The organism is Cellulomonas sp. H30R-01 (assembly GCF_010119915.1).
GTDB classification, from domain to species: domain Bacteria; phylum Actinomycetota; class Actinomycetes; order Actinomycetales; family Cellulomonadaceae; genus Cellulomonas; species Cellulomonas algicola.
The window spans coordinates 3517575-3529447 of record NZ_CP048210.1 but is presented as its reverse complement, the minus strand read 5'-3'; the positions used below and the strand labels follow the sequence as shown (position 1 = coordinate 3529447).

Genomic DNA, 11873 nt, shown 5'->3' with positions numbered 1-11873 from the left:
GAACGCATCTCGACCGGCGGCCGTTGGGGCTCTCGAGTGGCGGCGTCGGCGATGGCCGATACCGTCGTCAGGCCGCCGGGCCCCCTGGTCCGGACGTGCAGGAGTGAGGAGCCATGGAGCTGATCGACCACACCGCCGCCGCCGGGACGATCCGGGTCGACGAGCAGGACGGCCGCACGGTCGTCGTCCTCGTCGGTGAGGTCGACGCCGCGCTGCGCGACGAGGCGAGCGCGACCATGGCCCGCGCCCTCATCAGCGGTGACCCCGTCGTGGTCGACACCACGCACGCCACGTTCATCGACTCGTCCGGCATCGCGTTCGTCCTCCAGCTGCACCTCGCGGCCCGCGAGGCCGGGATCCCCGTGACGCTGCAGGACCCGCACCGCGTGCTGCGCGACGTGCTCGAGATGATCGGCATGGGCGACGAGTTCGCGGCCGAGCCGTCCCTCGTGGTGCCCGAGCCCGCCTGACCCGTCGGTCTCGCGGCGGGCGCGAGCCGTCCACAGCCCGGGATCACACGCGGACGTCCACGACGCTCCGGACCGCCTGGGCCGTCGTGTCGGACGCGGCGGTTAGCGTCCTCGGCATGCGGATCCTGCACACCTCCGACTGGCACCTCGGTCGGACGCTGCACGGGGTCGACCTCCTCGACCACCAGGCGGCGTACCTCGACCACCTGGTCGAGGTCGTGCGCACCGAGCCCGTCGCGGCCGTCGTCGTCGCGGGCGACGTGTACGACCGCGCGATCCCGCCCGTGGAGGCCGTGAGCCTGCTGTCCGACACGCTCGCCCGGCTGTCGGAGCACACGACCGTCGTCGTCACGTCCGGCAACCACGACTCCGCGACCCGCCTCGGCTTCGGGTCGGCGCTCATGCGCGAGCGCGTCCGGCTGCGCACCCGCGTCGCCGGTCTGCACGAGCCCGTCGCGCTCGGCTCCGACGACGGCGACCTGCTCGTCTACGGCCTGCCCTACCTCGACCCGGACACCGTGCGCGGTGCTCTCGCCGAGGACGGCCCTGACGGTGAGCGACGCGTGCCGGCGCGGTCGCACGAGGCCGTGGTGGGCGCCGCGATGCGCCGGGTGCGGGCCGACGTCGACGCCCGCCGGTCGGCCGGACGCGGGCGGCGGGTGCGCAGCGTCGTCGCGGCGCACGCGTTCGTCGTGGGGGGCGTGGCCAGCGAGTCCGAGCGTGACCTCGCGGTCGGCGGCGTCGAGCACGTCCCGGCGGGTGCCTTCGCCGGCGTGGACTACGTGGCGCTCGGCCACCTGCACGGCCCGCAGCGGGTCGCGGGTCCCGACGGCACCACGCTGCGGTACTCCGGGTCGCCGCTCGCGTACTCGTTCTCCGAGCTGCGGCACACCAAGTCGACCGCGCTGGTCGACCTCTCCGGCGAGCAGCCGTCCGTCGAGCTCGTGCCCGCGCCCGTCGCGCGCCGGCTCGCCGAGGTCACGGGCACGCTCGACGACCTGCTCGGCGTCGCAGGCGAGCCGCACGTCGACGACTGGGTCCGCGTCACGGTGACCGACGCGCAGCGCCCGGCGGACCTCTACCGGCGCGTCACGCAGCGGTTCCCGCACGCGCTGGTCGTCCAGCACCGCGCCCCCGAGCAGGCCCGGACGACGGGCGCGACGCTCGTGACCGCGGCGCACGACCCGGTCGACGTCGCCGCGCAGTTCGTCCGGCACGTCACGGGCGCCGACGCCACGGACGTCGAGATCGACGTGCTGCGCCGGGCCTACGAGGACGTGCTGGCCGCGGAGCGGAGCGCCTGATGCAGCTGCGCACGCTCACCGTGCAGGCCCTCGGGCCGTTCGCGGGCCGGCACACCGTCGACTTCGCCGCACTCGCCGCGTCGGGGCTGTTCCTGCTCGACGGCCCGACCGGGTCGGGCAAGTCGACCCTGATCGACGCCGTGGTGTTCGCGCTGTACGGCAAGGTCGCGTCCGCCGACGCGAGCGACGACCGGCTCCGCTCCGCCTACGCCGCCGACGACGTCCCGACGGTCGTCGACCTGACCTTCGAGGTCGCGTCGGGCGTCTACCGGGTGCGGCGCAGCCCCGGCTACGACCGTGCCAAGAAGCGCGGCACCGGGACCGTGCGGCAGCAGCCGTCCATCACCCTGTGGCGGCTCGCGCCCGACGACGACGGCAGCGGCGACCTCGACGACGTCCCGACCGGCGAGGTGCTGTCGACACGGCTCGACGAGGCCGGTGCCGAGCTGCAGCGCGTGGTCGGGCTCGACCGCACGCAGTTCGTGCAGACCATCGTGCTGCCGCAGGGCGAGTTCGCGCGGTTCCTGCGCGCCGACCCCGAGCAGCGCCGCGGCCTCCTGCAGAAGATCTTCGGCACCGAGGTGTACGACCGGATCGGCAGGCGGCTCGTCGAGCTGCGGCGCGAGTCGGCCGAGGCCGTGACGACCGCGCGCGCCGCCCTCACGACCGCCGCAGCGCACCTCGTGGGCGCGGCGCGGCTCGACAGCGACGCGGCCGACGCGCTGCGGCTCGAGCTCGACCAGGCCGTCGCCACGGGCACGGTCGACGCGGTGGGCGGCGTCGTCGGGGCCCTCACGGCCACCGTGACCGAGGCGGCGGTCGTCGCCGAGGCCAGGGCGTCGTCCGCCGGGCAGCGGCGTGCCGACGCGCGCACGGCGCTCGACGAGGCGACCCGCACCGACCACCTCCTGCGCCGCCGCGACACGCTCCGCGCCGAGCGGGCCGCCCTCGACGAGGCCGCACCCGTGCACCGCGACGCCCAGGCCCGTCTGACGACCGCGCGCGCCGCGCAGGCCGTGCGGCCGCTGCTCCGCCGGTCCGACGACGCGCGCGTGGCCCTGGAGTCGGCCGAGAAGGCGCTCGACGCCGCCGTCGACGCGGCACCGTCCGACCTCGCCGAGCTCGCGCGGCGGTCCGCACCCGACGGGACGGATCTCGACGGCGCGGATCTCGACGGGTCGCCGCTGCCGGGCGTGGCGCAGCCGACGCTCTTCGACGACCTCACGGTCGAGCCCGTGCCGCCGACGGTCGACCGGCGTCGGCTGCTCGACGCGGAGCGCGAGGAGTCCGTCGGGCAGGCGGCGGCCGTCGAGCGGCTGGTGGCCGTCGAGGCCGGGCTCGAGGGCCGGCGGCAGGAGGTGCGCGCGGCGCGCGCGACGGTCGACGACCTGCGCGCCGAGATCGCCGTGCACGATGGCTGGCTGGCCGCGCGTCCGGACGAGCGGACCGTGCTCGTCGACGCGCACCGCACCGCTGCGGACCTGGCTGCGTGCGTGCCCGAGCGGACCGCTGCGGTCGAGGCGCTCGCGCAGGTCGCCGCCGCGCTCGTCGCCCTCGACGACGCCACCGACCGGCATGCGGCGGCCGAACGGCACCTGGCCGTCACGGCGCGCACGGCCGCGGCGGCCGTCCAGGACGAGGCCACGCTGCGGACCGCACGGATCGCCGGCCTGGCCGGTGAGCTCGCGTCGGCGCTCACCGACGGGCACGCGTGCCCCGTGTGCGGCGCCGTCGAGCACCCCAGCAAGGCCCCGCTCGGGGTCGACCACGTCACGGCCGACACGGTGCAGCGGGCCGAGGACGCACGCGTCGCCGCCGAGCGGGACGTGCGGACCGCCGAGGCGGAGGTCGCCCGGTGCGCCGAGCAGGTCGCGGCCCTGGTCCGGCAGGTCGACGGCGCCACAGCCGAGGACGTCGCGACGCGGCTCGCGGCAGCCCACGAGTCGCTCGCCGCCGCCCGTGCAGCGGTCACGACGGCCGAACGCCTCGTGCGCGAGGTCGAGGCGCACGACGCCGCGACCACCCGCCGGACCGAGCAGCGGCAGCAGGCGGTCACCGCGCTCGCCGGCGCCGAGGTGCGCGTCGAGGCGCTCGTGCAGCAGCTCGACGCCGCCGAGGCCGACGTGGTCGAAGGGCGCGCCGATCACCCGACGGTCGCCGCCCGGCACGCCGCGCTCCGGGGCCGGGCCGCGGCCGCAGGCTCGCTCGCCGACGCACTCGTCGCCGTCGAGCGCGCGCACACCGACGACGCGGTGCGCCGCACCGAGCTCGCCGACGCGCTCGCCGAGCACGGGTTCGCGGACGCCGACGAGGCCCGGGACGCCCTCCTGGAGCCCGCGGTGCTCGACGAGCTGACGTCGACCGTCGAGGCGTACCTCGCCGCGGTGGCACGCGTGCATGCGGGCCTGTCGGAGGAGGCGCTCGCGGACCTGCCCGACGACCTCGTGGTCGACCTCGCGGCCGCCCGCGAGGTCGAGCGGGCGGCCCGGCTCGACCACGAGGCCGCCGCCGGCGAGGCGCGCAGCGCACGGGACCGGGCGGACGCCGTCGAGGCGGCCACCGCCGCGGTCGCCGCCGCCGCGCGCGTGCTCGTCGAGCGGACCGCCGAGCACGCGCCGATCGCCCGGCTCGCCGCGGTCGCCGGCGGCACCGGCGGCGACAACGCGCAGGCCCTGTCGCTCGCGACCTACGTCCTGGCCCGCCGGTTCGAGGACGTCGTCGCGGCCGCGAACGACCGTCTGCTCGGCATGTCCGACGGGCGGTACGAGCTCGTGCGCAGCGACGTCAAGGAGGACGTCAGCACGCGCCGCACCGGCCTGTCGATGCGCGTCGTCGACCACCGGACCGGCCACCCGCGCGACCCGCGCACCCTGTCGGGCGGCGAGACCTTCTACGTGTCGCTGTGCCTCGCGCTCGGTCTCGCCGACGTGGTGAGCGCCGAGGCGGGCGGGATCGACCTCGGCACCCTGTTCGTCGACGAGGGGTTCGGCACGCTCGACCCGCACACGCTCGACCAGGTGCTCGCCGAGCTCGGCCGGCTGCGTGCCGGCGGGCGGGTCGTCGGCGTGGTGTCGCACGTCGAGACGCTCAAGCAGGCGATCCCCGACCGCATCGAGGTCCGGCCGACCCCTCACGGCCCGAGCACCCTCACGGTCCGCGCCGGCTGACCTGCGCCGCGCGGGACGGCCTGCCGAGAGTGGCGGGCGGGCGGGCGGGCGGCTCCGTCGGCCCGCTTCCGTGACGGCCGGACGTGCACGGCGCGGAGGCCGACCGCACGTGCCTCAGGACGACACGGCCCGGTTCGCGGCTCGCAGGGGGCCGGCAGGTCGCCACGTGGCGTGTCCGGCAGGTCGCCGCGACGCGTGTCCGGCGGTTCGCCTGAACCTGTGGCGTGCGTCACATGCGCGACCTAGCCTGGGGGAAAGCAGTCGACGAAGGACCTCACGATGTCGTGGGTATTGCTGGCCGCAGTGCTCTTCGTGCCGGCGCTCGTCTTCAGCGCCCTGTGGTCGCTCCTCCCCGGCGCCGACGAGCCGCCGCGCTGGCGCGTCGTGCTCGCCGACCGCCTCGAAGGCTGGGCCCACCGGCTGCGCCCGCCACGCCCCGTCCCGCCCGACCCGTTCGACGCGCTGCGCGTCCAGGAGCGGCTCGGCGCCGTCGCGGACCACGTGCGCGAGCTCGAGCTCGACCCGCACACGTTCGCGCGCGCGGAGCGGATCATCGCGTCCCAGCTCGCGTACGACCAGCTGCTCGCCGAGGCGTGCAGGCTCGCGGGCGTGGAGGTGATCCCCCGACCCAAGGGCGACCCGGCCGAACGGTTCCGCGAGGAGGTCGAGCTCGCCGCACGCGGCTGGACGTGGTGAGCACGCGCTGCGGATGTGCACCGAGGTCAGGGCCCCTACGGTGGGCGCGTGCGCACCCGGACCGAGCCCGCATCCGCCCCCGACCCGAGCCCTGCGCCTGCGCCCGTCGCGCACGCGGCGTCTGACGGGGCCGCGCCGGTCCTCATGGCCGGGGCGGGCCGATGAGCGGGCGCGCGGTCGCCGTCGTCGTGTCGACGGTCGTCGTGCTCGCCGCCGGGGTCGTCGTCGCGGACCGGGTCGCGGCGTCGACGGCCGAGCGCCGTGCCGCCGAGTCGGTCCAGGCGAACCTCGACGTCAGCGGGACCCCGACCGTCGCGATCGACGGGTTCCCGTTCCTCACCCAGGTGCTCGCCGGCTCGCTCGACCACGTGACCGGCAGCGTCGACGGCGTGACGCTCGACGGCGGTCTCACCGCGACCGACGTGACGTTCGACGCGCAAGGAGTGAGCACGTCCGAGCCCTACACGGTCGCGACGGGCTCGATCACCGCGACACTGCCGACCGCGACCATCGAGCAGGTCGTCGCCGAGCAGACGGAGCTCGACGTCACGGTCGCCGTCGACGGCGACTCCCTGGTCGCGTCGGGCGAGGTGCTCGGCGTCGCGCTGTCCGCGGCGCTCGAACCGCGCGTCGAGAGCGGCCGCCTGCTCGTCGACGTCGGGCAGATGTCGCTCGGCGGGCTGACGATCACGGTCGACGACTTGCCGGAGCGCGTCGCGTCCCGGCTCCGCGGGCTCGAGGTCCCGGTGACCGGCCTGCCCGAGGGGCTCGTGCTGTCGAGCGTGCAGGTCGTCCCCGACGGCGCACGCGTCACCGCCACGGGTGAGGACGTCACGCTCACCGCCCAGCCCTGAGGCGGCGCCGGTAGGGTCCCCCTGCCTGCGGACACGCTGCGGGCGGGACGCCGAGGAGAGCCGTGGACTGGTGGAACGAGACGTGGCAGTCGGTCACCACACCGCTGCCCGTGCCGGACACGGCCGTCGTGGTCGTCACCGCCGCCGTCGTGCTGCTGGCCCTCGTCGTGCCGCGGCTCTGGCACCTCACGCGGCACGCGCTCACGATCGTCCACGAGGCCGGTCACGCGGCCGTCGCCGTCCTCGTCGGACGGCGCCTGTCCGGGATCCGGGTGCACTCCGACACGTCCGGCCTGACGGTGTCGGTCGGCAAGCCCCGCGGTCCCGGCATGGTGGCCACAGCGGCGGCCGGCTACCCCGCACCGGCGCTGCTCGGGCTCGGTGCGGCGTGGTTGCTGTCGGAGGGCTACGCCGTCGCGCTGCTCTGGCTGCTCGTGGTCGTCGTCGCGCTCGTGCTCGTCCAGATCCGCAACTGGTACGGCCTGTGGTCCGTGCTCGTCAGCGCGGCGGTGCTCGTCGGCGTGACGGTGTGCGGCTCGGCCGCCGTGCAGTCGACGTTCGCCTACCTCGTCACCTGGTTCTTCCTCCTCGGTGCGCCGCGTGCCGTGCTCGAGATGCAGTCCGGGCGGCGGCGCGTCCGGCGTCGCGGTGGCTCCGACGTCTCCGACGCCGGGATGCTGGGCCGCCTGACGCACCTGCCGGGACTCTTCTGGGTCGGCGTCCTCCTCCTCGTCTGCCTCGCGTGCCTCGCGCTCGGCGGTGCGTGGCTGATCGGCCTCCAGCTCGCCTGAGGCCCCGGCCAGCGCCTGACGTGGTCTGGTCACGTCGTCGCGCACCCGTCGAGAGCGTGGGCGAGGGCTCGTCGCTCGTCGCGGGTGACGGACAGGCGGTACGCGGACTTCACGAGCACCTGCCGCACGGCGTACGCGCAGCGGTACCCCGTGTTCGGCGGCAGCCACTGCGACGCGTCGGCGGCGCCCTTGTCCTGGTTGGTCTCGCCGTCGACGGCGAGCAGGTTGGCCGGGTCGTTCGCGAACGCGGTCCGTGCGATGTCCGACCAGCCGGCCGCACCGGCGGCCCACGCGTCGCCGAGCGCGACGACGTGGTCGATCTGCACGTCGCCGGACGCTGCACCGCGCACGAACGCGACCCGACGTCCGGTGTACGGGTCGTCGAGGGCCCCGCTGAGCACGACGCAGTCCCGCGTGCCGGGCTTGGTCACGACGTCGGCGAGATCGCGGCGCAGGACGTCGTTGCGGGTGTCGCAGCCGTTGCGGTCGACGTCGGCCCACGCCTGCCCGAACGCGTCACGGTCGTACGGGTCGGCCGGCGGCGGTCCACGCACGTCGAGCATCGCGAGCGCGGCACGCGCGACCGTGAGGTCGTCGGGGTGCACGGGGTAGCGCGCCGACGAGCGCGCCTGCGTCCACGCCGGGATGCTCGTCCCGAGCGTGACGCACAGGACCAGCACGCAGACCGACGTCCGACGCGCGCGCAGGTGTCGACGCACCGCCCGGACGTGCGGCCCGACGAGGCCGCCCACCGCCCGCGCATCCGCACTGGTCCGAGCGCGAGGACCCGGGGCCGGGTGGTGCCGTCCCGCCGGAGGGCAGGTGAGGTGCCCGTGGGCGCGCGTGGTCATGGCGGCAGCCTCGCCCGCACCCGGCCCGCAGGGTCGGTCGCCGTCGCCAGCCGTGGACGCGACACCTCGTGAGAGGGCTGTGGTCAGGTCGGCTGCGCGGGCTGGCGGCAGTTCAGTCGAGGGCGGGTCGGCTGAGCGGGCGGACGGCGCGTCGACTGTGCGGGCTGTGGCCGGTCGGGTCGAGGGCGGGTCGGCGCAGCGCGTGTGGACGGTTCAGCACCGAGACGGGTGGTGGTCTTGACTTCGAGTGCGCTCGAAGCGCCACCATCGGACCCATGAGCGTCGTCGCGGAGCGCGTGAGCCTGAGCATCGCCGAGGCCGCGGAGGCCACGGGCCTCACGGCCCACACGCTGCGCTACTACGAGCGCGACGGGCTGCTGCTCGACAGCGTCGACCGGGCCGCGTCGGGCCACCGCCGGTACACCGAGCAGGACCTCGGGTGGATCCGGCTCGTCACGAAGCTGCGGGCCACGGGCATGCCGGTGCGCGAGATCCGGCTGTACGCCGACCTGGTGCGGGCAGGCGAGGGCAACGAGGACGAGCGGCTCGCGCTCCTGCGGGCGCACCGGGACCGGGTTCGTGCTCAGCTCGACGAGGTCGCGACGCACCTGCTCGCGATCGAGGGCAAGATCGCCGTCTACGAGGGGACGTCGGACACCTGCACGTCCGCGTGACCTCCGCGCCGTCCAGGGCACACCTCACCCGGTGCGAGCGGCGACGGGGCCCGCTCGCGTCGGCCTGGGTCCGGGACCGGCTGTCCTCGGCCGGTGGGACAGGCCGCTCGCGCGTCCGCCGATCGCCCGTCCGACCTGCACGGCGCCTCCACGCGTTCGGCGGTCGCGCCCCGGCCGGTCCTGCCTAGGGTGTGCGCGTGCCTGCCCGACCGCGCCGCGCCCTGCTCCTCGTCGCTGCCGTGGTCGTCGTCGCCGGGCTCCTCGTCGCGACGCGGGCGACCGGCCCGGTCGCCGACCCGGCGGGCGACGCTCTGTACGCGGCGCTCGTCTACCTGCTCGTGCTGCTCGTGGCACCCCGGCTCGCGCCGTGGCAGGCGGGTGCGGTCGCGACGGCCGTCTGCGCGGTGGTCGAGCTCGCGCAGCTGACGGGTGGGCCCGCCGCGCTGGTGCAGGCCGTGCCGGTGAGCCGGTTCGTCGTGGGGACGACGTTCGTGCCGGTCGACCTGCTCGCGTACGCGCTGGGTGCGGGCTTCGCGACGCTGGTCGACGCGTCGACGCTCCGCATGGTGCGCAGGTCCCGGGAGGGGCGTCCGGCACGCTGACACACTGAGCCGTCCACAGCCCTGGACGCACGTGTCGGTGTCCACCGGCCGGCTGTGCCCGGGGTGCCGAGCACACGCATCCCCGGCATGCTGTCCCACGTCAGGGCACGCCGGCGAAGGGGCTGAGATGGCGACGTCGACGAGCATCTTCCGACGCAAGTCCGTAGAGGACTCGCTCGCCTCCGCGGAGGACCCGGACCGCCATCTCAAGCGGAGCCTCTCCGCGTGGGACCTCGCGGTCATGGGCGTGGCCGTCGCAGTGGGTGCGGGCATCTTCTCCGTCGGGGCGACGGCGGCCGCGAACTACGCAGGCCCCGCGGTCATCCTGTCGTTCGTCATCGCCTCGATCGTCTGCGCGCTCGCCATCATGTGCTACGCCGAGTTCGCGTCGACCCTCCCCGTCGCGGGGTCGGCGTACACGTTCTCGTACGCGTCGATGGGTGAGTTCGTCGCGTGGATCATCGGCTGGGACCTGATCCTCGAGATGCTGCTGGCCGCGGCGGTGATCGCGAAGTTCTGGGGCGTCTACCTGTCCGACGCGTTCGGGCTGTTCGGCATCGACGTGCCGACGACGCTGCAGGTGGGACCCGTCGACGTCGAGTGGGGTCCCGTCGTCATCGTGGCGATCTTCACGACGCTGCTCGCGATCGGCACGAAGCTCAGCGCCCGCGTGAACAGCGTGTTCACGATCATCAAGGTCGGCATCACGGTGTTCGTCATCGTCGCGGGCTTCTTCTACGTCGACGCCGCCAACTACACCCCGTTCGTCCCGCCGTCGCAGCCGGCGGAGGGCGCGACGTCCCTGGAGCAGCCGCTCACCGCGTTCCTGCTCGGCATGGACCCCTCGATGTACGGCGTGATGGGCATCCTGTCCGGCGCCGCTCTCGTGTTCTTCGCGTTCATCGGCTTCGACGTCGTCGCGACGACAGCGGAGGAGGCGCACGAGCCGCAGCGCACGATCCCGCGGGGCATCCTCGGCGGCCTCGCGGTCGTGACCGTCCTCTACATCCTCGTGACGATCGTGGTCACCGGGATGGTCTCCTACACCGACCTCGCCGAGTCGGACTCGCCGTCCCTCACGACGGCGTTCGTGCTCGTCGGTGCGGACTGGGCGGGCCGGATCATCAGCGTCGGCATCCTCGTCGGGCTCACGTCGGTGCTCATGGTGCTGCTGCTCGGCCTGACGCGCGTCGTGTTCGCGATGAGCCGCGACGGGCTGCTGCCCCGCGGCATGTCCCGCACGTCCCCGCGGTTCCGGACGCCCGCCCGCCTGCAGATCGGCGCCGGCATCGTCGTCGCGCTCATCGCGGGCCTGTCCGACGTCGAGCTCCTCGAGGAGATGATCAACATCGGGACGCTGTCGGCGTTCGTGCTCGTCAGCTTCGGCGTCCCGATCCTGCGCAGGCGTCGCCCCGACCTGGCTCGCGGTTTCACGGTGCCGTGGTCCCCGGCGCTGCCGATCTTCGCGGGCGTCGCCTGCATCTGGCTCATGCTCAACCTGACCGCGCTGACCTGGGTGCGGTTCGCGGTGTGGCTGGTCGTCGGGATCGTCATCTATGCGGTGTACTCCTACCGGCACTCCGTGGCCGGGCGCGAGCAGAGCGACGAGCCCGCGACCGTCCGGACGCCCTGACCCACCCGACGACATGACGACCGCGCCGCAGCCCGGTGCGTGCGACGAGCGAGCCCGCAGAGGAGACGCACACGATGGACCCGTCCTACGCGCTCTGGATCCGCGTGACGTGCGAGTTCATCGGCACCGCCATCCTCATCATCCTGGGCAACGGCACCGTCGCGAACGTCCACCTCAAGGGGTCGAAGGGCTACCGCGGCGGGTGGTCGCTCATCGCGATGGGGTACGGGTTCGGCGTGATGATCCCCGCCGTCATGTTCGGCGGGATCAGCGGCAACCACATCAACCCGGCGTTCACGCTGGGGCTCGCCGCGTGGGGCCTGTTCCCGTGGTCCAACGTGCCGTACTACATCGCCGCGCAGATGCTCGGCGCCATGGCCGGCCAGCTGGCCATCGTCGTCACGCACAAGCCGTACTACGACGCGACGACCGACCCCGACGACATCCTCGCGACGTTCTCGACGGTCAACGCCGCACGGTCCCGGCTCAACGGGTTCGCCAACGAGCTGCTCGGGTCCGTGATCCTGTTCTCGTGCGCGCTCGGGATCGTCCACTCGCCGCTCACGACGACCGAGCCGGGGCTCGCGCACGTCGTCATCGGCTTCCTCGTCTGGGGCCTCGTCGCCGGGCTCGGCGGTCCGACCGGACCCGCGCTCAACCCGGCGCGTGACCTCGGACCGCGCATCGTGCACGCGCTGCTGCCGCTGCGGCACAAGGGCGGCTCGGACTGGCGGTACTCCTGGGTGCCCGTCGCTGCGCCGATCGTCGGCGGGCTGCTCGGCGTCGGCGGCTGGAAGCTCCTCCTCGGCTGACGCGCACGGCCCGCACGTC

11 protein-coding genes are annotated in these 11873 nt (G+C 74.7%); 10 read left to right on the top strand and 1 reads right to left on the bottom strand.

Features of this window, described 5'->3' with window-relative positions:
- The first annotated feature begins 113 nt into the window (after positions 1-113).
- The 6 genes from GXP71_RS15805 to GXP71_RS15780 all read left to right on the top strand — a co-directional run bounded on the left by GXP71_RS15805 (position 114) and on the right by GXP71_RS15780 (position 7282).
- On the top strand, positions 114-470 hold the full coding sequence (locus GXP71_RS15805; RefSeq protein WP_162353424.1) for an STAS domain-containing protein: 357 nt from the start codon (positions 114-116) through the stop codon (positions 468-470).
- 116 nt (positions 471-586) lie between these two features.
- Positions 587-1774, top strand: coding sequence for an exonuclease SbcCD subunit D (locus tag GXP71_RS15800; RefSeq protein ID WP_162353423.1), 1188 nt, complete (start codon positions 587-589; stop codon positions 1772-1774).
- Positions 1774-4941, top strand: coding sequence for an AAA family ATPase (locus GXP71_RS15795; RefSeq protein ID WP_162353422.1), 3168 nt, complete (start codon positions 1774-1776; stop codon positions 4939-4941). Before GXP71_RS15800 ends, GXP71_RS15795 begins: the two co-directional genes overlap by 1 nt.
- A 279-nt stretch (positions 4942-5220) precedes the next feature.
- A complete protein-coding gene (locus tag GXP71_RS15790; RefSeq protein WP_162353421.1) occupies positions 5221-5637 on the top strand; it encodes a hypothetical protein in 417 nt (138 codons plus the stop codon).
- A gap of 161 nt (positions 5638-5798) precedes the next feature.
- Positions 5799-6491, top strand: coding sequence for a DUF2993 domain-containing protein (locus tag GXP71_RS15785; RefSeq protein WP_162353420.1), 693 nt, complete (start codon positions 5799-5801; stop codon positions 6489-6491).
- A gap of 62 nt (positions 6492-6553) precedes the next feature.
- Complete coding sequence (locus GXP71_RS15780) at positions 6554-7282, top strand: M50 family metallopeptidase (protein ID WP_162353419.1); 729 nt, start codon at positions 6554-6556, stop codon at positions 7280-7282.
- 29 nt (positions 7283-7311) lie between these two features.
- Here GXP71_RS15780 and GXP71_RS15775 read toward each other — a convergent pair whose 3' ends face one another.
- On the bottom strand, positions 7312-7962 hold the full coding sequence (locus GXP71_RS15775) for an HNH endonuclease family protein (RefSeq protein ID WP_238402453.1): 651 nt from the start codon (positions 7960-7962) through the stop codon (positions 7312-7314).
- A gap of 446 nt (positions 7963-8408) precedes the next feature.
- Here GXP71_RS15775 and GXP71_RS15770 point away from each other — a divergent pair, with 446 nt between their 5' ends.
- The 4 genes from GXP71_RS15770 (at position 8409) to GXP71_RS15755 (ending at position 11854) form a co-directional block, all read left to right on the top strand.
- The gene (locus GXP71_RS15770; RefSeq protein WP_162353417.1) at positions 8409-8807 is read left to right on the top strand and encodes a MerR family transcriptional regulator; all 399 of its coding nucleotides are present in this window, start codon (positions 8409-8411) and stop codon (positions 8805-8807) included.
- Positions 8808-9004: 197 nt separating this feature from the next.
- Complete coding sequence (locus GXP71_RS15765) at positions 9005-9409, top strand: DUF2809 domain-containing protein (protein WP_202924267.1); 405 nt, start codon at positions 9005-9007, stop codon at positions 9407-9409.
- A 127-nt stretch (positions 9410-9536) separates the two neighbouring features.
- Complete coding sequence (locus tag GXP71_RS15760; protein WP_162353416.1) at positions 9537-11042, top strand: amino acid permease; 1506 nt, start codon at positions 9537-9539, stop codon at positions 11040-11042.
- A 74-nt stretch (positions 11043-11116) separates the two neighbouring features.
- Entirely contained in the window at positions 11117-11854 is a 738-nt protein-coding gene (locus GXP71_RS15755) for an MIP/aquaporin family protein (RefSeq protein WP_162353415.1), read from the top strand.
- Positions 11855-11873 lie beyond the last annotated feature (19 nt).

Excerpts from the sequence above, each read along its gene's own strand:
- GXP71_RS15760 (WP_162353416.1), top strand. The coding sequence starts at position 9,537 with ATGGCGACGTCGACGAGCATCTTCCGACGCAAGTCCGTAGAGGACTCG.
- GXP71_RS15795 (WP_162353422.1), top strand. The coding sequence starts at position 1,774 with ATGCAGCTGCGCACGCTCACCGTGCAGGCCCTCGGGCCGTTCGCGGGC.
- GXP71_RS15800 (WP_162353423.1), top strand. The coding sequence starts at position 587 with ATGCGGATCCTGCACACCTCCGACTGGCACCTCGGTCGGACGCTGCAC.
- GXP71_RS15770 (WP_162353417.1), top strand. The coding sequence starts at position 8,409 with ATGAGCGTCGTCGCGGAGCGCGTGAGCCTGAGCATCGCCGAGGCCGCG.
- GXP71_RS15785 (WP_162353420.1), top strand. The coding sequence starts at position 5,799 with ATGAGCGGGCGCGCGGTCGCCGTCGTCGTGTCGACGGTCGTCGTGCTC.
- GXP71_RS15755 (WP_162353415.1), top strand. The coding sequence starts at position 11,117 with ATGGACCCGTCCTACGCGCTCTGGATCCGCGTGACGTGCGAGTTCATC.
- GXP71_RS15790 (WP_162353421.1), top strand. The coding sequence starts at position 5,221 with ATGTCGTGGGTATTGCTGGCCGCAGTGCTCTTCGTGCCGGCGCTCGTC.
- GXP71_RS15805 (WP_162353424.1), top strand. The coding sequence starts at position 114 with ATGGAGCTGATCGACCACACCGCCGCCGCCGGGACGATCCGGGTCGAC.